The sequence below is a fragment of the Haloferax prahovense genome, from assembly GCF_000723845.1.
Classification (GTDB): domain Archaea; phylum Halobacteriota; class Halobacteria; order Halobacteriales; family Haloferacaceae; genus Haloferax; species Haloferax prahovense.
On the sequence record NZ_LK053000.1, the window covers coordinates 574,722 to 596,469 of the forward strand.

The window sequence follows — 21,748 nt, forward strand, 5'->3', positions numbered from 1 at the left end:
CGGTTGCGACGCACTCGCTCGCCCGGCGCGGGCGGGTTATCGTCGCTCGATGGGGGTGGCCAGCACGGGAATTTTCGACTGGACGACGACCGACCGCGAGACGCTTCCGAGGATGTTGTCCTCGAAGCGCGCGTGGGTGCCCATCGAGATGAGCGCCGCGTCTGTCTCCTCGGCGAACGCGAGAATCTCCTCGGCCGGATCGCCGCGGCGGAGTTCCGTGGCGGCGTCGACGCCGTACTCGGCCATCGTCTCGGCGGCCTCGGCGAGCGCGGCTTCGCCCTGCGACCTGAGTTCCTCGTACACCTCGTCGACGCGCTCGTCGGCGAGCGTCAGGAAGGCGCGTTCGTCGACGACGTAGAGCAGGGAGACGGCGGCGTCGCGCTCTGCGGCGAGTTCCGCGGCGTCTTCGACGACCGGCTGCATCGAGTCGCTCCCGTCTATCGGCACGAGGATTGTGTCGTACATCAACTGGGAGTTAGGCGGGGACAGTATCACCCTCTTCGCCAGTTCCCGCGCGATGGGAACTACGCGGGACGAGGGACGCGGGACCGACCTCGCGAGGAGACGCGATTCCGGAAACGGAAGCGGTACGGGCGGCTACTCGTCACCGGTCGCGTCGTCGGCGTCGGTTTCGTTTTCGGTGCGCGCGTCACTCTCAGGCCCGGCGTCGCGTTCCGACGCCAGTCGCTCGGCGTACCGCTCGGCCCGTCGCTTCCAGTCGGTGACCCGTCGGGCCGACACGTCCGCGGCGGCGGCGAGTTCCTCGTCCGACGCCCCACGGAGCGCCGACACGGTGTCGATGCCCGCCGCCCGGAGCCGGGCCGCGTACGCCTCGCCGATACCGCGGATGTTCCGCGGGTCCTCGGGGTGTCGCTCCGCTTCGGCGGCCGCCTCGGCATCGACGCCACCCGCCGAGACGACCGTCGCCAACTGTTCGGTCATCGCGTCCACGCGACCGTCGAGGCCGTCTACTCGGCCTTCGACCTCGTCGATGCGCGCCGCGAGGTCTTCGTGGGTGTGTTCGTTCTTCCCGTCGGCGGCGGTCACGCCCGCGACGTCCGGGTCGACGCCAGCTTCGGTGATGGTCGGGTCAGCGTCGTCGTCGCGGTCGGCCGTCCCGCTGTCTCTGGTGTCGTGTCCGTCCCCGTCGGAATCGGCTTCCCCTTCACCCTCGTCGTCTCCGGACGCGTCGTCCGCGTCGTCGGTGTCGGCGTCTGGGTCTCCGACGCCACCTTCGGCGAGCGAGTCGCCCGGCTCCACGTCGTCGGGGAGGACGTACACCAGCGCGTCCGCCGGCACGTAGCCGACGACCTGTTTTCGCTTCTTGTCGGCGGTGAGGACGACCCCGCCGGAGTCGAGGGCCTTGTAGCCGCCGCACTCGAAGCTCGTCCCGTCCGTGAGATATACTTTCATAATCAATTATTGGCTTTGAGACAGGATGAGTGTTGTCGCTCCGCTGTCGGGGGTTTATGGCCGCTCGCCGCGGCTCACGACGCATGGACGTGTTCGTCATCGGCGGGACCGGACTGCTCGGCACGGGAATCGTTCGGCGGCTCGTCGCCGCCGGCCACGACGTGACCAGTCTCCAGCGGGGCGAGACCGACGACGACCTCCCGTCGGGCGTCGAACGGGTCGCCGGCGACCGCGACGACCCGTCGGTACTCCGCGGCGCGATTCGGGACGCGAGCCCCGAGGTCGTCGTCGACATGGCGTGTTTCGACGCCGAGACCGCCCGCGAGGCGGTCGAAATCTGCCGAACCGTCGTCGACCGCTACGTCTTCTGCAGCACCATCGACGTGTACCACCGGCCGCCGCCGATGAATCCCGTCACCGAATCGAGCCCGCGGAACCCGCCGGTCAGCGACTACGCGGCGGGAAAAATCGCCGCCGAAGACGCGTTCTTCGACGCCCACGACCCCGACGAGTTCGAGGTGATCGTCCTCCGCCCGTGGAACACCTACGGCGAGGGCGGCACGCTCGTCCACACCCTCGGCACGGACTCGTCGTACATCGATCGAATCCGCGAGGGCAAGCCCATCGTCGTCCACGGCGACGGCACCTCGCTGTGGGGGCCGTGTCACCGCGACGACGTGGCGCGGGCGTTCGTCGGCGCGGTCGAGCGTCCGGGAGTCGGCGGCCGCGCCTACAACGTCACGAGCGAGGAGACGATGACGTGGAACCAGTACCACGAGCGCGTCGCGGCCGCGCTCGACGCGCCTGAACCCGACCTCGTCCACGTCCCGACCGAGGTGCTCCGCGCGGTCGCGCCCGACCGGACACGGATGCTCCGGGACCACTTCCAGTACAGCACCGTCTTCGACAACAGCCGGGCGAGAGCCGACCTCGGGTTCCGCTACACGGTCGCGTTCGAGGACGGTGCCCGCGGGGTGGTGTCGTGGCTGGACGACCACGACGCGGTGGACTCGTGGGATGCAGACCCGCTTTCCGACGACCTCGCGGCCGCGTGGCGGGACGCGACCGACGCGTTCGTCGCGGGGTTCGAGTCGGACGAGTGAGTCCGTCGGTCGTCGCAGCGGCAAGCCGAGAACGGGGGAGGCCATCGCTCCCGCGTCGTAGGAACGAGCGTCGCCTTTTCACCGATTCCGCCCCGATATGTGGATATGCTCCGAGCTCTGTTGGCGGCGTTCGGTCTGGTTGAACTGCTCGTTCCGGACAAACTGGTCGCCGTGATGACGCGCCTCGCTTACGAGGACGGCGGCGAGATGACGGCGAAGCCGTGGGTGGTGACGGCGGCGCGCGTCGAGGGAGCGGTGTTCCTCCTCGTCGCGCTGTTCGGCCTTCGCGGTCGGTGCGGCGGTGAGACCGGTGAGCCAGACGAAGACGAATAACTGCGTCTCGCGGGCGTCACCGACGTCGGTGAACCGGCCCGCGAAAGAAGCGACCGCGGCGAGAGAATATGAGACTGTGCGCGGAATTCGGTCGCCGAGCGACTCGTGTTCCGCCGCGTCGGTGGGACGCGTGCGTCCGGCTCAGGCGAGTCGCGCGAACGCGAGCGACCCGCTCGTGTTCTTGATGTAGACGCGGACGGTCTGTCCTTCCTGCGCGCCGGGCACGAAGATGGTGTACTTCCCGCGCTGGGCGACGCCGTCGCCCTTGCGGCCGGTCCCGGTGATTTCGACCTCGTAGGTGCGACCCTCTTCGACGGCCTCGCGCTGGCGCTTGTTGCTCACGCTGGAGCGCTTCTGGACCGGGCGGAACGCACCACAGGCCTCACAGCGGAGCATGTCGACGCCGTCCTCGGTGACGAGGCGGGTGTCCGGCAGGCCACACTCCGAGCAGATGACGTACTCCTCGACGTAGCCGTCGATGGCCTCCTCAAAGTCGTTGATGGAGAACGACCCGCTGTAGCGGGCGCGGTCGCCCTCCAGCTGGCCGCTCGTCCCGAGCGTGCGCTGGATGGCGCTGTGGAGGTGCGCGGGCGTCCGCGAGAGCGCGTCCGCGATCTCCCCGAGATTGGTGAGGCGGGTGAACGCGCCGTCGGTCTCGCCGGACGGGTCCGGCACTGTGAGGCGTTCCTGTTCGACGTTTCGTTCCGGTAAGACGTTGAGCGCTCGGTCGAGCGCAGTCTGATACTCCATAGGGGTTCGAGTGTCTGGCGACGTATAGCCGTTCCGTGACCGTCCTCCCCGCGGCACCGACGCGTCGGCGTTCGTTTCACCGTCCTCGACGGCGGAACCGAGCGCCACGCCTTCGCCGCTGGCTCTCCAACGCCTCTCCATGGGCTACACGTGGCAGTACTACGACCTCGTACTCCTCGGTATCCTCGGGAGCCTCGTCGCCGGCGTCGCCGCCGGTCGACTCACCCCGATGGAGCCGCAGACGACGCTCGTCGGCTTCAGCGCCCTCGCGGCCGTCGTGATGGCTCACGGTCTGTTCGTCAACGGTCCCGTGGACGAGCCGGCCGACCTCACGGACGAGGTCGAGGCGCTGAACTGAGCCGGGCTGTCTGACGACCGTCGGTCGTCCGCTCACACCTCGTCGTCTCGCCGCGCGCCTCCTTACTCGCCGTCGACGACGCTGTTCGTGAGCGTTCCGACGCCTTCGTACCAGATTTCCACGTCGTCGCCGGGCTCGACCAGTCCGGGGTTCGCCGGGCTGCCGAACGAAATCACGTCGCCCGGCCGGAAGGTGTAGCGCTCCGAGAGGAACGAGACGACCTCGGCGGGCGAAAAGAGCATCCGCTCGGTGTTCGCTTCCTGCCGGAGTTCGCCGCCGACGTGGGTCGTCATGTCGATGTTCGCGGGCTCCACGTCGGTCTCTATCCACGGGCCGAGCGGCCCGGAGCCGTCGAAGGCCTTCCGGGCGGTCCGGCCGGGTTGGTCGAGCGCGTCGAGGTCGTTGAGAATCGTGTAGCCCCGGACCACATCGGACACGTCTTCCTCGGCCACGTCCGAACATTCGCGGTCGATGACGGCCGCCAGTTCGCCGGCGTAGGTCAGTTCGTCGGTCCAGTCGGGGTACTCGATGTCCGCACCGGGGTCGAGCACCGACACCGGCGGCTTGATGAACCAGTCCGGCTGGTCGGGAATATCGTAGTCCATCTGGTCGACCGTCGCCGCGTAGTTCCGACCCACGCAGTAGAGCGCGGTCGGCTCGCAGGGCGCGAGCAACTCGGCGTCGACGCCGACTTCGTACTCCTCGCCGTCGGCCGTTACGACGCCGTCGTCGTACCGGCCCGACACCACTCCGTCGTCGGTTCGAATCCGTGCCAATCGCATCGCTCTCCCGTCGGTCGGCCACTCACTTCAAGCGACGTGTCTCCGCAAGTGAACGTAGACGGGAACGGTCACAGATGCGCCGCCGACGCACCTCAGTCGGATGCGGACTCCCGGTTCATCCGGGGCATCGACCGGTTCTCGCGGTCGACGAGGTTGTGGATGCGCTCGGTGCGCGTCGATTCGAACTGGCGCTGACACCGGGCGACGCCTGACGCGGGGTCGGTGGGGTCGGCGTCTGCGCTGGCGTCGGTCTCGGCGGTCTGCTCGCGGTCTGTTCGCAGGGTCGGTTCGTAGGTCGGGGTGGCGTTTGTGCTCACGATTTTGGATGGTTCGGGTCGGTCGGACGGCTATGCGGCGACGAGAAGAGTTAGCGAAGTACGCGTACGACCGACATTGTTGTACCCGGCAGTACAGACCAATCTATAATAAACATTAATGTTCGAACAGCGACGGCGGTTCGACCCGCGGTTGTGACTGCGTCGCGGCCGCGTGCGTTCTCACTCCCGCGAGTCGTACTCCTGATAGATGACGTGGCCACAGGACTTGCAGTGAGAGGCGTCGGCGTCGTGGTATGCGAGTCCGCAGTTCTGGCAGGTGACGGCGACCTTGTCGCGGTGGCCCCACTCCTTGACGATCTTGCTCGCCTGCCACGGGATGAGGATGATGCCCGCGAGGATAGCGGCGACCGTCACCCACCGCCCCGCCTCGGTCATCGGGACGATGTCGCCGAAACCGACCGTCGAGAGCGCGACGACGATGAAGTAGAACGCGTCGCCGAACGTCCCGATGCCGGGGTTCACTCGGTGTTCGAACGAGTAGAACATCCCCGCGGCGACGAAGAAGATGGTGAGCACCGTCAACAGCAGTTTCATCACGCGGAGCGTGCCGACCGAGACGGTGCCGAAGAAGAACTCCTCGTCGCGCGTGAAGCGGTAGAACCGGAGAACGCGGACCACACGAATCGCCCGCAGGAAGCCGATGTTGGCGGCGACCGACGAGATGGGAAGCGCGAGCACCGCCAGCGTCGGTAAGATAGCCAGCAGGTCGACGAACGAGTAGACGTTGAACAGTTCGGCGGTCCGGTCCCGCGCGCCGTAGAGTCGGAGGAGGTACTCCGCGAGGAACACGAGAGAGACGGCGGCTTCGACGGACCAGAGCATCGACTGCACCGACGCCGAGAGCGGGTAGGTCTCGGCGACGAACACCCCGACGAAAAGCAGGTTGAGTGCGAGGAGCGCGATGTCGATGGTCTTGCCGACCGCAGTCCGGTGGTCGAGAAGATAGAATCTGACCACGTCTCGCGGCGTCTCGCGGCGCGACCCCCGCGCGTGATCGTCCATGGCTCGTCTTTGGCGGTGAAATACTTATACCGTTGCTCGCAGGGCGGCAGACGGCGGCGACTCGGCGGCGACCGCCTCAGAGGACGATAGCGCCCTCGGGGAGTAGCTCACGCTCGGTGCGCCGCGCCTCCTCGCCCTCCTCGACGAGCGTCGGCTCGTCGACCGGTTCTGAAAACCGGTTCGGGTCCGGTTCGACCCGTTTGAGCATCGACGAGAACACCGGTCCCTTGCGGCCGCCGGCGGAGGTGATGCCGCCGTACTGTCGCTCCTCGAACGTGGACTCGTCGGGGCTGGGGAACTCCTCGCGAATTATCTGTGCGGTGTCTCTGATGTACTCGGCGGCCTCCTTCTGCGAGTAGAGGCTCTCGTTGTAGTAGCGCTCTGCGTACTCGTCGTCGAGCTCCTCGGTGGAGTGTTCGGGCGACTCGTAGAGGACGGACTCCGTGGTCGTGTGGCCGCTGGCGAAGCGGATGTTGACCGTAAAGCAGTCGGGATACCGCAGGATGATGGGGAAAAACAGCATGTCGGTGACGGTGATTCGCTGTTGCATCCGCCAGAGCCCCTCGAAGTAGTAGGCCGTGAGCGCGCCGACGCGGTCGTCTCGCTCCCCGCGGTTGTACGCCATCGCTATCTCCTCGTAGTCGTCGCCGGCGATGTGGTGACAGCGCCGCTTGTAGCTCTTGGCAATGCCTTCGAGTTGCGTCTCGTAGGCTTCGAGCAGAGGAATGTCGGGGTCGGCGAGCATGTCCGCCTTCCGCTCTTGGGCGTCAGCGATGTTCATCATGTTCTCGTGGAACAGTCGCTCGGCGTCCTCGTCCGGCAGGGGCGTTCTGACCGCCTGCCGGTACAGTACCCGCGTATCCCCGTTGAATGTGACCCGCTGCTCGCTCATCTCGTGAAGTGATGATGCGGCGAACAGAAATCAATTCGTCGGTAATCCGGACGGTTTCCCGACAGTCGCGAGACACGAAATATAAACCGACCACTGAAACCGGAACCGGTTATCAGCTATCCGGTGCGTGTCAGTCGTCGGTTGACGCGCGGCCGTCCGCGGCGACCGACTCGTCTGCCGCGTCGAAAAGCGGGCTCTGGTCGCCCGGCGCGAGCGTGTTGAGCACGAGCGCCGTCAGCGCGGTCACGATGACCGGCTGACTGAAGAACGTCGCGGCGGCCTGCGGGAGTCCCGAGAGCGCGTCGGGACGCGTGGCGACGCCCAGACCGAGGCCGAGAGAGGTGGCGACGACGACCATGTTCCGCCGGTCGAGATTCGTGTGGAGGAAGACGAGACGGACGCCGCTGGCGGCGACCATCCCGGCCATGAGCAGGACCGCGCCACCGAAGACGGCGCTCGGGATGGTCGCGACAGCCGCGCCGACCTTCGGGCTGAGGCCGAGGACGGCGAGAACGACGCCCGCGATGCCGACGACGTACCGGCTCATCACGCCGGTGAAGTTGACGATGCCCACGTTCTGCGAGAACGAGGTGACCGGGAACGCGCCGAACACCGACGCGATAGAGCTCATGAAGCCGTCGGTGAACAGGCCGCCGCGGAACTCCTCGTCGGTCGGGTTGCGGCCCTCGGCGGCGGTGATGCCGGACATGTCGCCGACGGTCTCCATCGCGGAGACGAGAAACAGGAACGCGAAGGTGACGATGGGGACCGGTTCGAAGCTGACGCCGAACGCGCCGGGGCGGGGAATCGCGAACCACGCCGCGTCGGCGATGGGCGAGAAGTCGACCACGCCGAGCGGGACGGCGACGGCGTAGCCGACGGCGATGCCGACGAGCGTGCTCAGGAGTCGCGTGATGCCGTCGGTAAAGAGGTTGAGTGCGATGGCGACGCCGAGGACGAGCGCCGCGAGACCGATGTTGTGGGCCGCGCCGTAGTCGGCGGCTCCGACCCCGCCGGCGGCGTAGTCCATGCCGACCGGGACGAGGTAGAGCCCGATGATGACGACGACGAGTCCGGTCACGAGCGGCGGGAAGAAGGGTTTGATGCGGTCGAACTGCCAGCCGATGAGTCCCTCGACGACGAAGCCGGTGACGAGAATCGCGCCGAACACCGCGCTCAGGCCGTAATCGACGCCGATAGTCGTCGCCGCGCCGACGAAGGTGAAGCTCGTCCCCATCACGATGGGGAGCCGCGAGCCGACCGGCCCGACGGCGTACGCCTGTACCACGGTCGCGAGCCCCGAAAACAGGAGCACCATCTGGACCACGTAGGCCGTGTCGGCGACGCCGAGGCCGACCGCGCCCGCGACGATGAACGCCACGGCGGTCGCCGGGACGATCATCACCGAGACGTGCTGTATCCCGAGGAGAATCGACTCCAGCAACGGCGGCCGGTCGTCGATTTCGTATTCGAGGCCGAGTTCACCGCTGTCGTCTGCCATCTGTACTCGCCACGAGCGACCCCCATTCAATAATAGTTTCGCGTTCGAGCGTATTTCACTGCCTCTGACACACCGTATTGAACACGAGCGTGCATACTCGGTGAGCGAGAGGGGGAAACTGACGTCGCATCGACCGCAACTGGCTCCGCTCAGTGAATCTCGACGCCGTCCTCGTCGACGCTGATGTCAACGAGGCTCGTCGCCTCGTAGTCGGTGTCGTCGAGCGCGGTCTCACCGACCTTCCGGATGGCGACGATGATGTCTGAGATGTCCGCGCCGATGTCGTCGAGCGCGCCGCAGATGGCCGCGAGCGTCCCGCCGGTCGAAAGCAGGTCGTCCACGACGAGCACGCGGTCGCCATCTTCGATGTCGTTGATGAACATCTCCGACTCGGAGTAGCCGGTCGTCTGGTGGAGCGCGACCTCCCCGTCGAGGCCGTACTCGCGTTTGCGGATGACGACGAGCGGGATGTCCGTCTGGAGGGACAGCGCGGTGGCGATGTGGATGCCCATCGCCTCGGGCGCGACGATTTTGTCCACGTCGAGGTCGGCCGCGCGGGTGATGCCGACGACGACCTCGCGCAGGAGTTGCGGATCGAGCATCGGCACGCCGTTGCTGATGGGATGGACGAGATAGGAGTAGCCGTCCTTGTCGATGATGGGCGCTTCGTGTAGGGACTCCTCGAGTCGCTGCATGGGGTCCGTTTCACGAATCGGCCCAAAAGTGGTTCGCTCTCTGCGAGGGCGGCGTCCCCCGGCGGTCGCTCAGAACACGCCGGGCGCGACGACGTAGACCAGAAGCGACCCGACGGCACCGACGAACAGCGCGAAGACGACGGTCGGCACGACCACCTTCCGGAGGATGTCGCCCTCGCGGCCCGCGATGCCGATGACGCCGGAGATGGCGGCGATGTTGAGGACGGAAATCATGTTCCCAACGCCGCCGCCGACGTTCTGGATGGCGACGACGAGCGCGCGGGAGAGTCCGACGTCGGCGGCCGCGTTGTACTGCAGGGCGTTGAACAGGATGTCCGAGGTGGTGTTGCTCCCGGTGACGAACGTCCCGAGCGCGCCGATCCACGGCGCGACGAAGGGAAGCGCCGCCCCGGCACCCTCGGCCAGCACCAATGAGAGGACGTTCATCATCCCGACGGTGTCGGTGGGGTTGATGCTCGACTGAATCATGACCTGCGTGAGCGAGACGGCGACGACGAGCGTCACCGCCGCCGTCGCGACCTGTCTCCCGGATTCGGTCCACGCGTCGGCCATCTCACCGGTGTCCATCCGGTAGAACACACCGGTCAGGACAGCGACGGGGAGAAACGGCATCGTCCCCGGCAGGTAGAGATACGCCAGCGACCACGACATCGTCTCGTACCCGAATATCTCGTAGGGACCGACGGTGTACCCCTGCAAGACGGACACGAGGTCGAACGTCGGCCAGCGCGTGACGAGCAGCACGAGCGCGACGGAGACGTACGGTGCCCACGCCATCCAGACCGGCATCCGCTTTCGCGGCTCGTCGGTGTCGAGAGAGGACGGGTCGAGGCCGCCCAGCCACTCGTCGAGCCAGCCCTCGCGGTCGGGGAACGTCCACCGCTCGGACGGGACGAGCACGTCCCGGTCGGCCATCACGACGCCGACGGCGAGGACGGCGAAGCCGGCGGCGATATCGGGGAGCGCCGGGCCGATGAACCACGCGACCGCGAGCTGAACCGCCCCGGTCAACGCCCCGAGGACGAGCGCGAACGGCGCGATGGGCGCGGCGGCACGCGCGGCCCCCAGCACCGACCGCTCGTCGTCGTCGCCGAACCAGTAGACCAGCAGAAACACGCCGAGGAGGCCCCAGAACGCGAACGTCAGTCCGGTCATGACGCCGGTCCATGCCGAGACCAACTGCCGGAACGGTCCCCCAGCCATCGCCGCCGGGAGAATCGACTCGATTTGGCTGACGCCGCCGATAATCGGCGTCCCAGCGGCACCGAACTGCGGGTTCGGCGCGTTGAAAAACAGGCCGAAGACCGCCGCCGCCAGCGGCGGGAAGCCGAGCCCGATGAAAAGCGGCGCAGCCAGCGCTCCCGGCGTCCCGAACCCCGCGACGCCCTCGATAATCGTCTCGAAGCCGAGCCCGATGAGGAGCAACTGGATGCGGCGGTCGCGCTCCAGTCGGCGGAAGTACCACCGAATCGTCTCGATGGAACCGCTGACCTCGAGATAGTTCATGAGCAGAATCGCCCCGAAGACGATGAGGACGATGTTGAGCCCCTCCAGCGCGCCGTATATCGCGGCCCCCGCCCACGCGGTCGGCTCCATGTGCCAGACCGTGAGCGCCAACGCCGTCGCCAGTACCCAGCCGACGCCCATCGACCGCGCCGCCGACCACCGAAGCCCGGCGAGGAGGACGAACGCGACGACTATCGGGACGCTCGCCGCAAGTGCTAGTATCTCGACTGATGCCATTGTTTCTTTCTGTGTGTTCTTGATTGAGTTTGTTGTATTACTCGCCCCGTTCTCTCGCGACTCGAACCGAGAGTGGGTTTAATATGCTCGGGCGGCAAATTCACTAGGTCGCGTGACGCTGGCCGAGGGGTGAGAGACTTCGCGTGAGAAAGTGGCCTCGGCACTCATAGGGCTCCGCATCACCGAGTGCCTAGTTCGGTTCGGAACGGTGCCGTCGTCATCGGCCACCTCGCTCTCGCCTCGCGACCGAGTAATCACCATCGGTCTCGCTCGCCCCGCAACCGACTCGCTCACGACTTCTCCAACACGGACACGTCGATGCGGGGGTACTGCACGCCGCCCGAAATCGAGCCCTCGCCGGCGACGACGCCCCAGAGTCGGACGCGCTCGTCGGCGAGCAGTCGAAAGCCGATGTCGCCGTCGAAAAAGCGGCCGGTGGGCCAGCGGGCGACCACGTCGCCGCTCAGCCGCCCCCGGTCGTCCTCGACGGCGACGAGCGCCAGTCGGACCTCGTCGCGTTCCATCGTCTCCTCGACGCGACCGGTGTACGTGACGGTCGTTCCCGCGTACGACTCGGGATTCGTCCGGAGGTCGCCGTATGGAATCGTCGTCGCGTTCGTTGGCGTCGCCACCGCAGTCGTTCGATTCGGGAGCGTCGATTCCGCGGAGAGTGGTTGCGGCGTCGGGAGTGACCACTCGACGGTCGGGAGCGCCACGTCGGGGAGGCGGTCGTCGACCCACGCCGCGTGACGGGCGACCGCGGCGCGGAGTTCCGGCGATCGCTGGACGGCGTCGGAGATTTGCTCGACGGCGAGATACGTGACGAGGCCGCCGGCGACGTAGGTGCCGGCCTTTTTGAGCGCCTCGCGTCGAGTGATTCGGTCGGCCCCGTCGCCTTCGGCTTCGTCACGCTCGCCTTCTGTGCCGTCGTCGCCATCGCCTCCGCGGCCTTCGATTCGCTCGCCCAGCCAGTTCGTCGCCGCCGGTTCCTCTCGGGCAGCGAGGTCGCGGACGAACGATTCGACGCCGGTCTCGCGGATTTCGACGGCGAGCGCCGGCGCGTCGAGAACGACGAGGCCGCGGCGGTGGGCGTCGGGGGCGACGCGGCCGCCTCCGACCGCCGCCACGTAGGGTTCGATACCGGCGCGCTCGCACCGTCGGACGAACGCACTCGTCTTGTCCGCGGTGACGGTTCCGGTGGTCGTAATCCAGATTCGGAGTTCGCGCGTCGCGCCCTCGGGCGTCTCCCCGGCGGCTTCGACGTGCACGTCCGGGCCGCGGAACCGGACGCGCGTCTCGTAGCCCCGCGCCTCCCAGACGCGCTCGAAGACGGCGGCGAGCTCGACGTCGGTGCGGTCCGAAACGACCGACGTGAGCGGGGGCGCTGTCATTGCGTCCGAGGTACCGGGCGGGGCTGTTAGGTGTTTACGCCCGATTCTCGGAGCTGAGAACGCGCGGCCTCGGGAACGGGCACGAACGCCGAGTCAGCCGAGGTACCGAACGGCGGCGTCCGCGACGATGTCGGCCACTTGGACCACGTCGTCGGTGAAGACGAACTCACCGGCGGCGTGGATGTTCTCGCCGTCGGGACCGACGATGACCGTCGGGAGGGCGGCGCGGTCGCCGAGGTAGTTGAAGTCGCCGACGCTGGAGAAGTAGCCGTAGGCGGGGTCGGTGTCGGCGACGGCGCGGGTGGAGTTCGCGAGCGCGCCCACGAGCGGGTGGTCCTCGTCAGTCACGTAGGGGCCGTAACGGATGCCTTCGTCGGGGGCTTCGCGGAAGCCGACGTCGACCTCGCTCTCCAACCCGAGTTCCTCGACGGTGCGCTCGGCGTCGGCGCGGGCGTCTTCGAGGGTCTCGCCGACGACGACGTGGCGGTCGACCATGAGGCGAGCGCGCTCGGGGACAGAAAGCGTCTGGCTTCCGCCTTCGATTTTCAGCGGGCAGGTCGACCCCGAGCCGAGTTTCGGGTGGTCGCCCACGTCGAGGTCGTCGAGCGCGGCCGCGAGCCTGCCGGCCTCGACGACCGCGTTGACGCCGGTGTCCGGCTTCGACCCGTGGGCCGCCTCCCCGCGCACTTCGATGTCGTAGAAGTAGCGGCCGCGCGCACCGAGCAGGAGCGCCGGGTTCTCGACGTCCTCCTGCGCGAGAATCGGTCCGGGTTCGGTGACGATTGCGGCGTCGCAGTCGTCGACGACGCCGTCTCGGATGAGCCGGTCGGTGCCGAGTCCGTAGGGCCCCTCCTCGTCCACGACGGCCGTGAGGAGCACGTCGCCGGCGAGGTCGCAGTCCGCGAGGGCGTCGAAGGCGGTCATGACGGCCGCGAGACCGCCTTTCATGTCGCACGCGCCCTGCCCGTACAGTTTGCCGTCCTCGATGCGACCCGAACACGGGTCTTCGTCCCAGTCTTCGACCAGTTTCACGGTGTCCACGTGGGCGTTCAACAGGAGCGTCGGCGCGTCCGGGTCCGGCCCCGCCAGTCGGGCGACGACGTTGTCGCCTTCGTACTCCGTGATGTCCGGTTCGCTCACGTGGTGGTACTCCGGGTCGTGCCCGCGGGCGTCCAACCACCCGTAGACGAACTCGCTTATCTCGGCCTCCTCGAAGTACGGACTCGGAATCCGCACGAGTTCCTGCAAGAGGTCGATGGTCTCGTCGGGGTCGACGCGGAGGGCTGAGTCGAGGCCGAAGTCGGAGTCGTCCGAGCGGTCACCGCGCGGTGTCGCGTCGTCAGTCATCGCTCACTCCGCGAACCGAGGGGTTGTACTCGTCGGAGGGGACGCCGGGGAGCGTCCCGAGGATGGCCTCGACGTCGTGGTCCTTCTGTTGGCCGCGGTACCAGTAGACGCCGAAGACGACGAGGCCGACGGCGACCCACGGGACGTAAATCGACAGCGAACCCTTGTACGCCTCGGTCAGGAGCCCGACCGCGCCGAGCGAGCCGATGAGTCCCGTCACCGTGAGGAGCGACGGGCGGGAAAAGCCCGCCTCCGCGCGGAGATCGGTGCGGCTGTAGAGCACGTACAGCACCGTTATCGACACCGCGGCGTAGGCGATGAGGTAGCTGAACGTCGCGATAGCGATGGCCTGACTGAGGCCGGTGCTCCAGAAGGTGAGCCCGGCGGCGACGACGTAGAGCGTCAACAGCGACCAGTGGGGCGTCCCGAAGCGGTCGGAGACCGCCGAGAACTTCTTGGGGAACACCTCGTCCCACGCCCACGAGTAGGGCATCTTGATGCCCGCGGCCATGACCGCGTGGACCGACGACGCCGTCGCGAGCAGGCCGCCGACGCCGACGATGGCCGTGCCGATGTCGCCGAGGAACACTTCGGCGGCCGTCGACAGCGGACGCGCCGAGTTCGCGAGGACCGTGTAGTCGCCGACGACGCCGTAGATGACGGCGGCGGTCAGCACGTACAGGAAGATGAGGATGGCCGTCCCGCCGGCCATCGCTAACGGGAGGTTCCGCGAGGGGTTCTTCACTTCCGCGCCCATCTGCCCGGCGACGGCGATGCCGATGTAGGCGTAGAACAGCGGGACCGCGGCGGCGACGAAGCCGTCGAAGCCGCCGGTGAAAAACGGCTGGTAGTTCGCGGCGTCGACGTTCAGCAGGCCGGGGCCGACGAGCACGAGTATCGACAGGATGAGGAAGCCGAAGATGGCGTTCTGCGAGACGCTGTAACTCTTTGACCCGACGAGGTTGACCAGAAACAGAGCCGTCAGCAGGCCGAATCCGGCCAGCGTCGGGTCGACCGAGGGATAAAACACCTGTAAGTAGCTCCCGAAGCCGATGGCGAGGACCGCGTCGGCGGCCATGTAGCCGAGCCACTTCGACCACGTCACCACGAACCCGGGGAGACGGCTGTCGAACGTCCGTGAGACGTAGGCGTACGACCCCGCCGCGCCGGGGAAGATGGTCGCCATCCAGCCGTAGTTGAGCGCGATACTCATCGCGAGCAGCCCCGAGAGGACGACGACGAGGATGACGCTCGGCCCCGTCGTCGAACTCGCCGTGCCGAGGGTGACGAACAGCCCCGCGCCGAGAGTGCCTGCCACCACGGTGCTCACCGCGCCGAACAGTCCGATGTCCCGCGAGAGGCTCCGCCCGTCGTTCACGTCTACCGATGACATACTGTCACATGGTTCGAGTATCGGGTAAAGTACCCCTCCCTCTCATGAGTGGGCCGAGCGCCGACCCGCCGGATTTCGACCCCGAGAACCCGAAGAACGGAGTCAGTAGTCGCCGAGCAGTTTCGATTCGGCTTTCCGGAGGTGTTCGAGGAGGGTCGCCTTCGAGATGTCCAATTCGGCCGCCAGCGACGCGGCGCTCACCTCGCGGGGCCACGTGTAGTAGTCGCGGCGGCGGGCCAGTTCGTACACCTCGCGCTGACGTTCGGAGAGCGCGTCGGTCCGGAACATGCCGCCGCCGTCTTCGGGGGCGGTGATGAGTTCCACGTCGATGTCGGCGTTTCGCTCCGCTCGAATCTCCGCTAACCGCTCGTGGACGGTCCGTCGCGTCTCGTGGACGAGCACGGTCCAGCGCTCGCGGCCGCCCTGCATCCGAACCGGCTCGTCGGGGATGAACCCCCGGGAGACGAGGGCGTCGTTGATTGAGTTCTTGAGGTCGTAGCGAACGACGATGCCGCGGGCGGCGCTCCCCGGGACCCCGACGTCGCCGTCGTGCTCGTCGGTCTCCCACACCGACTCGGTCAGCGGGGATGCGCGGATGGCCGCGAGCAGTTCGTCGACCTCCTCGGCCGTGTCGGCGTAGGCGGTGAAACGCCCGTTGGCGAGGCCGTCGATCTCGTGGACGCCGTGGCCGAGCAAGCCGCCGCTCGTCTCCCTCGTCACCTGTAGCGTCCAGCAGTCCGGGTGCCAGATGTCGAGGCAGACGCGAACGCCCTGTGCACCCTCTCGTGCCATTCGTTGGCATGGAAGGGTGCTCGCCGGGCAAAAAGGTATCCCACCTGACGCGGTGTGACGCGACGGCCGGTGGTGCGGACTGCCGCGGCCGTCAGCGGGCCTCGTCGCGTTACTCGATTCGCTCGCGCGCCGCGGCGACGAGCAGCGGGAGCATGATGGTCGCGTCGCCGAGGACCGTCGTGTTGCGGGCGTCCTTCTCCAGTTTGCCCCACGAGCGCGCCTCGTCAAGCGTCGCGCCCGAGAGACCGCCGGTCGCGGACGGGTCCATCGTGATTTGGACGCCGTAGTCGTACGCGCCGGGCGTGACGAGCATCGTCTGGAGCGTGAAGTTCTTCGGGACGCCGCCGCCGACGAGGAGACAGCCGGCCGTGTCGGCGTCGTACGCGAGGTCGGTCAGCGGCGTCATGTCGGCCAGCGCGTCCAGGGAGAACGACGAGGTCTGCGAGTACATCCACGCCTGCAGGCCGAGGACGGAGTCCTGTACCGCGGGGCAGTAGATGGGCACGTCGGCCTCGTAGGCCGCGGCGGCGACGCCGGCGTCCTCGTCGATTCCCTCGCGGTCGTTGACCTCGCTGTTGGCGCGGCCGAGTTCGCGGCAGAGGTCCGCGATGCTGACGGTCCCCTCTTCCTCCAGCGCCGGGAACACCTCGCTTCGGAGGTGCGACTCGAACAGTGCGAAATGTTCCTGCGGGAGGTAGACGTTGTAGATGCGGTCGACCTCCTCGTCGCGGAGCGTCTCGTCGTGCTCGCGTTCGGTCTTCTCGCCGTGGTGCTCAGCACCGTGATGGTGCTTGCCGCCGATGGCCTCGATGGCGTCGTGGGTGAGGTTCGCGCCCGTCGTCACGAGGGCGTCCACGTAACCGTCGCGGATGAGGTCGGAGACGACCTTGCGCATCCCGGTCGGGACCATCGCGCCGGCCAGCGACATGAACACCGTGCAGTCGTCGTCGGCCAGCATCTCGGCGTAGATGTCGGCGGCCTCGTGCACGTCGGCCGCGCCGATGCCCGCGTGGCCGTACTGCTCGACCAGCTCGCCGACGGTCATCCCCCCGCGGACCTCGGCGTGGCCCAGCGGGTCGTGTTGGAACTCCTCGCGGTCCGGCATCTCGTAGCCGTCATCGTCGTGGTCGCTCATGCGAGGGAGTGCGTCGGCCGAGCGTTTGAACGCCCCGGTCCGACGGGACCGTGCGATGGGGTGTCGGGCGCTCGGTCGCGCCTACAGCCCGGTCGGGTGGCTGACGTACTCGGTCTCCAGTCCCCACTCGTCGGCGAGGTCCCGCAGGCTCCGCACCCCGAACGTCTCGGTCGCGTAGTGCCCCGCGAGGAACACCGAGATTCCGGCCTCGCGCGCCTCGTGGTACACCTTCTGTTTGCCCTCGCCGGTGACGAACGCGTCGACGCCACGGTCGATGGCCTCGTCCAGCCAGTCGACGCCGGAGCCGGTGACGATAGCAACCGACGAAATCTCGTCGGGGCCGAAGTCGAGGGCGGTCGTGCCCGCGCTCCCGTCCAGTTCGTCGAGCGCCGCCCGGACCTCGTCGGTCGTCTTCGGCGACGCGAGCTCCCCAGCTTGCCCGATGTGAATCGGTCCGAGCGACCCGAACGGCTCGGTGTCAGTTAGGCCGAGGTGGTCGGCGACGCCGGCGGCGTTGCCGACTTCTTGATGGCCGTCGAGCGGGAGGTGCGAGACGTAGAGCGCGAGGTCGCCGCGAATCAGCGGCTCGATGCGGTCGAAGTCGCGGTCGGTCACCCGGTCGAGACCGCCCCAGACGAGGCCGTGGTGGACGACGAGAAGGTCCGCGTCGGCGTCGAGCGCGGCGTCGATAGTCGCTTCCGCGGCGTCGACCGCGAAGGCGACCTTCTCGACCGATTTCTCCTCGGGGCCGACTTGCAGGCCGTTGGCGCTGGCGTCCACGTCGGCGAAGTCGTCGGTCGCGAGCGTCTCGTCGAGTCGGGCGACGATGTCGGAGAGCTGCATACCGGGGAGTCGTGACTCGGGGACTTGTAAGGAACGGGGTTCGCCGCGGAGTCGGTTACTCGTCTGGTTGCTTGGCGGCGTGCGAGAAGACGAACTCCCGGAGGAGCTTCGCCGCCAGCGACGCGGCCTGTCCGTCGTCGCGGTCGTTGACCTCGACCACGTCGAAGCCGTCGGCGCGGGGCGCGACCGCCCGGACGGCGTCTCGCATCTCTCGGGAGGTGAGGCCGAACGGCTCTTTGGTGCCCGTGCCGGGCGCGAACGCCGGGTCCGCGGCGTCGATGTCGACGCTCAGGTAGACGGACTGGTCCTCGTCGAACTCGGGCTCCCAGTCGGGGACGGCTTCGGGTTCGACCACGGTCACGTCGCCGGCCTCGGCGCGCTTCCACTCGCCGGGCGAGCCGGTTCGCGCACCGAGAATCACGGCCTCGTCGACGCCGAGTTCGTCGAGGACGCGGCGGGTGACCGTGGCGTGGCTCCACTCGTTGCCGTCGTACTCGCGCCGGAGGTCGAGATGGGCGTCGAGACAGACGAACACGTCGGGGTCGACGCCGGTGACGCCGGCGGCGGTGACGGTGTGCTCGCCGCCGAGGACGACGGGGACGGCGTCGTCCCAGACGGCGTCGCGGACGCTCCCGGCGAGCCATTCGACGTACTCAGGTGCGTCGTCCCACGCGCGGACGTCGCCCGCGTCGTGGACGCGTAAGTCAGTGAAAAACTGGTCGGTCCGCCGGTCGTAGTCGTCGAACGACTCGGCGAACCGACGGATTCGATTCGGTCCGAAACGGGTTCCGGGTTGGAAAGACGTAGAGATGTCGAGCGGAGCGCCGAGAAGGACGTAGTCGGCGACCTCGCGGTCTGCGATTGCTCCGGGGAACATCTCTGTGACCCCCGTTTAGACGATTTTTCGCTGGCCTTCGTACTCGAGGTACTCGATCTCGTCTTCGGGGTTGAGGTCTTCCTCCTCGGGGATGCGCATCGTGAACGTCTGGTAGGTCTCGAGGTCCATGATCTGGGCGTCCTCGCCGGTGACGGAGACGACCTGGCCCTGCTTCCGCTCGATGATGGGGACCCACACCTTCGCGTCGACAGGCTGGGAGAGCGAGCGCTTCTTGCTGTCGAAGACACCGCGGGCTTCGACGCGCGCCTTCGCGCTGCCGTGCTTGCCCGGCTTGGCGGTACTGTAGGCGTTGATTTTGCACGGCTTTTCTTCCATCATGACGTAGCTCCCTTCTTGGAGTTCGCGCACCTGCTTCTGCTCTTTCGCCATGTCTCTCCGTTATCGGATGGAGGGTATAAACGGTTTGGAACCGTCTTCGCACGCGACTCCTTGCCGTGGAAATCGCGGGCGGGCGGCCCGGACAGTCACGCGTCTTCGACCGGGTCAACCTCGGCCATCTCGGGGTCGAACCACGTCCCTGCGGCGTCGCGTCTGGCGAGGCTCCCGAGCGCCCCTGACGCGACGTTCGGGAGCGAGAGCGCAAGCATGATGGCGGTCGTCAACTCGCCCGCCGTCTCGAACATCGGGATGAGGTACTGGAACGGAAAGAGAATCGGCGTCCGTTCGAGGAAGGTGAGAAGCACGGAGACCGGCATGAGCAGACAGCCCCAGACGACGCCGGCCATGAGGCCGTGCCAGCCGCCGTCGGCGGGGTCGGTGCCGACGACGTAGCCGGCGAGCGCGCTCCCCGTGACCCCACCGACGAGGGTGAACTGGCCCGTCATCGCGTAGACGAGCGATTCGGTGCACGCGGCGAGACACACCCCCACGAACACCGGTCGCCACTCCGTCATGAGCGAGAGTGTATCGGCGGGAGCCGATAAAATTACGCGCCCGATTCTCAGCTTTGATTACTCTCTGCGGCGCTCTTTGAGGTTCTGTCGGGTGAACTGCGGCGTCGCCCGGATTCCCTTCCGCGAGCGGAACGACTTCCAGAGCAGCAGGGCGACGACCCCCGTCGGCGCGCCCGCCGCGCCGACCGCGACGAGGTTCTCCGGGTTCAGCGCGTAGATGATGACCGTCGAGACGAAGCCGAACGACAGGAAGATGCCGTAGATGAGCCGCTTGGCCAGCTTGTCGAGGATGCCGCGGTTGTCCTCCAGTCGGACGTTGAGCGTCAGGTTGTCGCGGTCGGCCCGGTCGAGGACGCGTTCGAGCTTGGGCGGCACGCGGAACAGCGACTGGGCGGTCTTTTGGCCCTGCTGGCCGACGCCCTCGATGATTTTCTGGACGCTCTCCTCGCGGTAGCCCTCCTCCGTCAGGTAGTCGGTCGCCACCGAGATGAAGTCGAACTCGGGGTCGAGCGTGACGCAGACTCCCTCGACGACGCCGGCGACCCGGAGCACGAGCGCGAGGTTCCGCGGGAGCCGAAGCGGGAACTCGTAGATGGTCGATTCGACCTGTTCGAGGATCTGGTTGACACGGTACTGCTCGATGTCGTCGCCGCGAGCGTCGGCGATGGCGAGTTCCATCACGTCGCCCATCACCTGCCGGTCGACGTTCGGGCTGAGCGTCCCCATCTCGATGAGCGTGTCGAGGATGCCGTCGACGTCCTGGTTGGCGACGGCGATGTAGAACTCCACGATTTTGTCCTGGATGAACGGGTCGACCTCGCCGTGCATCCCGAAGTCGTAGAAGATGATGCGGCCGTCGTCGGTCACGGAGAGGTTCCCCGGGTGGGGGTCGGCGTGGAAGACGCCGTCCTCGACGATCATCTGGAGGTAGATTCGCTGGAGGTTCGTCGCCAGTTCGGTCCGGTCGATGCCGAGGTCGTCCAGCGCCTCGATGTTGTTTATCTTGGTCCCGGGGAGGTACTCCATCGTGAGCACCCGGTCGTCGGAGCGCTCGGGAATCGGCTCGGGGATGACGAGCGTGTCGTCGTCCGCGAAGTTCTCCTGAATCTCGACGAGCGTCTCGGCCTCCTCGTCGTAGTCCATCTCCTCGCGGATGGTCTTGGCGAACTCGTCGGCGAGGTTCTCCAGCGAGAACGCCCGGCCCTCGCCGATAAAGCGCATGAGAAGCGGCATCGACCACCGGATGACCCGGAGGTCGGCCTCGACGAGGTCCTCGATGCCGGGGCGGCGGACCTTGACGGCGACCTTCTCGCCTTCGTACTCGGCGACGTACACCTGCCCGAGGCTCGCGCCGCTTATCGGCTCGGTGTCGAACGCGTCGAACGCCTCCTCGACGGGACCGAGTTCCGCTTCGAGGACGGCTTTCGACTCGTCCCACGGCGCGGGTGGCACGTCGTCTTGGAGGCTCCCGAGCACTTCGATGTACTCCGGGGGGAGGATGTCGGGGCGCGTCGACAGGAGCTGTCCGAGCTTGATGAACGTCGGCCCGAGCGTCAGTAGCGACTCCAAGAGGACGTCGGCGCGCTTGATGCGCATCTCGGTCGTGACGCGTCGGCCGCCGCCGAACAGGAGGTATTTCCGCGTGTCACGGGTGTACGCGACGATGAGCGGGAAGAACTGGTACAGGACGACGAGGAACCGCCAATAGGCGCGGAGGTTGACCAGCGTGACCACCGCCTCGTCAGGCGTCTTCGTCGCCGGTGGTAATAGGGATGGTCCGCTCGGAGGCGGCCTCGCGCTTGGGGAGCCGGATTTCCAGCGTCCCGCGTTCCATCGACGCCTCGGCCTCGTCGGCCACGGCGTCAGGCGGAAGGGGAACTTCGGCGTCGAGGAACAGCGGTCGTTCCTCGCGGACGTAGTCGAACTCGGCTGGAAGGCGTTTGTCGCGTCGCGCTTCGACGACCAATCGCCCCTTCTCGACCCGGAGCTCCGCCGTCTCGGCGGTCACGCCCGGGAGGTCGAGGACCAAGAGGTAGGACGTCTCGGACTCCAACAGGTCGGCGAACACCGCGTCCGGGAGGTCGGACAGCGCGTCGCGCAGTGCTGACATGAACGCTCATAGGGA

24 protein-coding genes are annotated in these 21,748 nt (G+C 67.3%); 3 read left to right on the forward strand and 21 right to left on the reverse strand.

All coding sequences use genetic code 11. The features are described from left to right. Window positions 1-36: 36 nt before the first annotated feature. Window positions 37-465 carry a universal stress protein gene (locus BN984_RS02655; protein ID WP_008095820.1) on the reverse strand — a complete coding sequence of 143 codons (429 nt, stop codon included), beginning with the start codon at window positions 463-465 and terminating at the stop codon, window positions 37-39. A 132-nt stretch (window positions 466-597) separates the two neighbouring features. Then, on the reverse strand, window positions 598-1,413 hold the full coding sequence (locus BN984_RS02660) for a helix-hairpin-helix domain-containing protein (protein WP_049967603.1): 816 nt from the start codon (window positions 1,411-1,413) through the stop codon (window positions 598-600). Between the two features lie 83 nt (window positions 1,414-1,496). Here BN984_RS02660 and BN984_RS02665 point away from each other — a divergent pair, with 83 nt between their 5' ends. Continuing rightward, the gene (locus BN984_RS02665) at window positions 1,497-2,516 is read left to right on the forward strand and encodes an NAD-dependent epimerase/dehydratase family protein (protein ID WP_049967604.1); all 1,020 of its coding nucleotides are present in this window, start codon (window positions 1,497-1,499) and stop codon (window positions 2,514-2,516) included. 105 nt (window positions 2,517-2,621) lie between these two features. Next, window positions 2,622-2,849, forward strand: a complete 228-nt coding sequence (locus BN984_RS02670) for a hypothetical protein (RefSeq protein WP_049967605.1) — start codon at window positions 2,622-2,624, stop codon at window positions 2,847-2,849. A gap of 141 nt (window positions 2,850-2,990) precedes the next feature. On the opposite strand, the gene BN984_RS02675 is transcribed toward BN984_RS02670, so the two are convergent. Beyond that, window positions 2,991-3,599, reverse strand: coding sequence for a translation initiation factor IF-2 subunit beta (locus BN984_RS02675; RefSeq protein ID WP_004062666.1), 609 nt, complete (start codon window positions 3,597-3,599; stop codon window positions 2,991-2,993). A gap of 139 nt (window positions 3,600-3,738) precedes the next feature. Here BN984_RS02675 and BN984_RS02680 point away from each other — a divergent pair, with 139 nt between their 5' ends. After that, window positions 3,739-3,957: a hypothetical protein gene (locus tag BN984_RS02680; protein ID WP_008095813.1), complete on the forward strand. Its 219-nt coding sequence runs from the start codon at window positions 3,739-3,741 to the stop codon at window positions 3,955-3,957. 62 nt (window positions 3,958-4,019) lie between these two features. On the opposite strand, the gene BN984_RS02685 is transcribed toward BN984_RS02680, so the two are convergent. From BN984_RS02685 to BN984_RS02770, 18 genes are all read right to left on the reverse strand, one after another. Then, on the reverse strand, window positions 4,020-4,739 hold the full coding sequence (locus BN984_RS02685; protein ID WP_008095811.1) for a fumarylacetoacetate hydrolase family protein: 720 nt from the start codon (window positions 4,737-4,739) through the stop codon (window positions 4,020-4,022). A gap of 92 nt (window positions 4,740-4,831) precedes the next feature. Further along, on the reverse strand, window positions 4,832-5,056 hold the full coding sequence (locus BN984_RS02690) for a hypothetical protein (RefSeq protein WP_049967606.1): 225 nt from the start codon (window positions 5,054-5,056) through the stop codon (window positions 4,832-4,834). 180 nt (window positions 5,057-5,236) lie between these two features. After that, complete coding sequence (locus BN984_RS02695) at window positions 5,237-6,079, reverse strand: ion transporter (RefSeq protein WP_049967607.1); 843 nt, start codon at window positions 6,077-6,079, stop codon at window positions 5,237-5,239. 76 nt (window positions 6,080-6,155) lie between these two features. After that, window positions 6,156-6,971 carry a hypothetical protein gene (locus tag BN984_RS02700; RefSeq protein WP_049967608.1) on the reverse strand — a complete coding sequence of 272 codons (816 nt, stop codon included), beginning with the start codon at window positions 6,969-6,971 and terminating at the stop codon, window positions 6,156-6,158. A gap of 130 nt (window positions 6,972-7,101) precedes the next feature. After that, on the reverse strand, window positions 7,102-8,472 hold the full coding sequence (locus BN984_RS02705) for a uracil-xanthine permease family protein (protein ID WP_008095805.1): 1,371 nt from the start codon (window positions 8,470-8,472) through the stop codon (window positions 7,102-7,104). A gap of 149 nt (window positions 8,473-8,621) precedes the next feature. After that, window positions 8,622-9,167, reverse strand: coding sequence for a hypoxanthine/guanine phosphoribosyltransferase (gene hpt, locus BN984_RS02710; protein ID WP_049967609.1), 546 nt, complete (start codon window positions 9,165-9,167; stop codon window positions 8,622-8,624). 69 nt (window positions 9,168-9,236) lie between these two features. Next, complete coding sequence (locus BN984_RS02715; protein ID WP_008095797.1) at window positions 9,237-10,931, reverse strand: L-lactate permease; 1,695 nt, start codon at window positions 10,929-10,931, stop codon at window positions 9,237-9,239. Between the two features lie 290 nt (window positions 10,932-11,221). After that, complete coding sequence (locus BN984_RS02720; protein WP_049967610.1) at window positions 11,222-12,322, reverse strand: hypothetical protein; 1,101 nt, start codon at window positions 12,320-12,322, stop codon at window positions 11,222-11,224. 93 nt (window positions 12,323-12,415) lie between these two features. Next, on the reverse strand, window positions 12,416-13,669 hold the full coding sequence (locus BN984_RS02725; RefSeq protein WP_049967611.1) for a M20 family metallopeptidase: 1,254 nt from the start codon (window positions 13,667-13,669) through the stop codon (window positions 12,416-12,418). Continuing rightward, on the reverse strand, window positions 13,662-15,062 hold the full coding sequence (locus BN984_RS02730) for an APC family permease (RefSeq protein WP_008095785.1): 1,401 nt from the start codon (window positions 15,060-15,062) through the stop codon (window positions 13,662-13,664). Before BN984_RS02730 ends, BN984_RS02725 begins: the two co-directional genes overlap by 8 nt. A 102-nt stretch (window positions 15,063-15,164) precedes the next feature. Beyond that, window positions 15,165-15,854, reverse strand: a complete 690-nt coding sequence (locus BN984_RS02735) for a helix-turn-helix domain-containing protein (RefSeq protein ID WP_049967612.1) — start codon at window positions 15,852-15,854, stop codon at window positions 15,165-15,167. A gap of 109 nt (window positions 15,855-15,963) precedes the next feature. After that, the gene (locus BN984_RS02740; protein ID WP_049967613.1) at window positions 15,964-16,989 is read right to left on the reverse strand and encodes a deoxyhypusine synthase; all 1,026 of its coding nucleotides are present in this window, start codon (window positions 16,987-16,989) and stop codon (window positions 15,964-15,966) included. 81 nt (window positions 16,990-17,070) lie between these two features. After that, a complete protein-coding gene (locus BN984_RS02745) occupies window positions 17,071-17,832 on the reverse strand; it encodes a Nif3-like dinuclear metal center hexameric protein (protein ID WP_008095772.1) in 762 nt (253 codons plus the stop codon). A gap of 55 nt (window positions 17,833-17,887) precedes the next feature. Continuing rightward, window positions 17,888-18,709, reverse strand: a complete 822-nt coding sequence (gene speB / locus BN984_RS02750; RefSeq protein ID WP_008095770.1) for an agmatinase — start codon at window positions 18,707-18,709, stop codon at window positions 17,888-17,890. A 15-nt stretch (window positions 18,710-18,724) separates the two neighbouring features. Next, window positions 18,725-19,099, reverse strand: coding sequence for a translation initiation factor IF-5A (locus BN984_RS02755; protein WP_004062652.1), 375 nt, complete (start codon window positions 19,097-19,099; stop codon window positions 18,725-18,727). Window positions 19,100-19,194: 95 nt separating this feature from the next. Beyond that, window positions 19,195-19,623, reverse strand: a complete 429-nt coding sequence (locus BN984_RS02760) for a DUF5518 domain-containing protein (protein WP_004975521.1) — start codon at window positions 19,621-19,623, stop codon at window positions 19,195-19,197. Window positions 19,624-19,680: 57 nt separating this feature from the next. Then, complete coding sequence (locus BN984_RS02765; RefSeq protein ID WP_008095767.1) at window positions 19,681-21,357, reverse strand: ABC1 kinase family protein; 1,677 nt, start codon at window positions 21,355-21,357, stop codon at window positions 19,681-19,683. A gap of 7 nt (window positions 21,358-21,364) precedes the next feature. Beyond that, the gene (locus BN984_RS02770) at window positions 21,365-21,733 is read right to left on the reverse strand and encodes an Hsp20/alpha crystallin family protein (RefSeq protein WP_004975518.1); all 369 of its coding nucleotides are present in this window, start codon (window positions 21,731-21,733) and stop codon (window positions 21,365-21,367) included. Window positions 21,734-21,748 lie beyond the last annotated feature (15 nt).

Bases quoted from the DNA above. Each gene is read 5' to 3' on its own strand.
- BN984_RS02655 (WP_008095820.1), bottom strand. From the start codon at position 465: ATGTACGACACAATCCTCGTGCCGATAGACGGGAGCGACTCGATGCAG.
- BN984_RS02660 (WP_049967603.1), bottom strand. From the start codon at position 1,413: ATGAAAGTATATCTCACGGACGGGACGAGCTTCGAGTGCGGCGGCTAC.
- BN984_RS02665 (WP_049967604.1), top strand. From the start codon at position 1,497: ATGGACGTGTTCGTCATCGGCGGGACCGGACTGCTCGGCACGGGAATC.
- BN984_RS02670 (WP_049967605.1), top strand. From the start codon at position 2,622: ATGCTCCGAGCTCTGTTGGCGGCGTTCGGTCTGGTTGAACTGCTCGTT.
- BN984_RS02675 (WP_004062666.1), bottom strand. From the start codon at position 3,599: ATGGAGTATCAGACTGCGCTCGACCGAGCGCTCAACGTCTTACCGGAA.
- BN984_RS02680 (WP_008095813.1), top strand. From the start codon at position 3,739: ATGGGCTACACGTGGCAGTACTACGACCTCGTACTCCTCGGTATCCTC.
- BN984_RS02685 (WP_008095811.1), bottom strand. From the start codon at position 4,739: ATGCGATTGGCACGGATTCGAACCGACGACGGAGTGGTGTCGGGCCGG.
- BN984_RS02695 (WP_049967607.1), bottom strand. From the start codon at position 6,079: ATGGACGATCACGCGCGGGGGTCGCGCCGCGAGACGCCGCGAGACGTG.
- BN984_RS02700 (WP_049967608.1), bottom strand. From the start codon at position 6,971: ATGAGCGAGCAGCGGGTCACATTCAACGGGGATACGCGGGTACTGTAC.
- BN984_RS02705 (WP_008095805.1), bottom strand. From the start codon at position 8,472: ATGGCAGACGACAGCGGTGAACTCGGCCTCGAATACGAAATCGACGAC.
- hpt (WP_049967609.1), bottom strand. From the start codon at position 9,167: ATGCAGCGACTCGAGGAGTCCCTACACGAAGCGCCCATCATCGACAAG.
- BN984_RS02715 (WP_008095797.1), bottom strand. From the start codon at position 10,931: ATGGCATCAGTCGAGATACTAGCACTTGCGGCGAGCGTCCCGATAGTC.
- BN984_RS02720 (WP_049967610.1), bottom strand. From the start codon at position 12,322: ATGACAGCGCCCCCGCTCACGTCGGTCGTTTCGGACCGCACCGACGTC.
- BN984_RS02725 (WP_049967611.1), bottom strand. From the start codon at position 13,669: ATGACTGACGACGCGACACCGCGCGGTGACCGCTCGGACGACTCCGAC.
- BN984_RS02730 (WP_008095785.1), bottom strand. From the start codon at position 15,062: ATGTCATCGGTAGACGTGAACGACGGGCGGAGCCTCTCGCGGGACATC.
- BN984_RS02735 (WP_049967612.1), bottom strand. From the start codon at position 15,854: ATGGCACGAGAGGGTGCACAGGGCGTTCGCGTCTGCCTCGACATCTGG.
- BN984_RS02740 (WP_049967613.1), bottom strand. From the start codon at position 16,989: ATGAGCGACCACGACGATGACGGCTACGAGATGCCGGACCGCGAGGAG.
- BN984_RS02745 (WP_008095772.1), bottom strand. From the start codon at position 17,832: ATGCAGCTCTCCGACATCGTCGCCCGACTCGACGAGACGCTCGCGACC.
- speB (WP_008095770.1), bottom strand. From the start codon at position 18,709: ATGTTCCCCGGAGCAATCGCAGACCGCGAGGTCGCCGACTACGTCCTT.
- BN984_RS02755 (WP_004062652.1), bottom strand. From the start codon at position 19,099: ATGGCGAAAGAGCAGAAGCAGGTGCGCGAACTCCAAGAAGGGAGCTAC.
- BN984_RS02760 (WP_004975521.1), bottom strand. From the start codon at position 19,623: ATGACGGAGTGGCGACCGGTGTTCGTGGGGGTGTGTCTCGCCGCGTGC.
- BN984_RS02770 (WP_004975518.1), bottom strand. From the start codon at position 21,733: ATGTCAGCACTGCGCGACGCGCTGTCCGACCTCCCGGACGCGGTGTTC.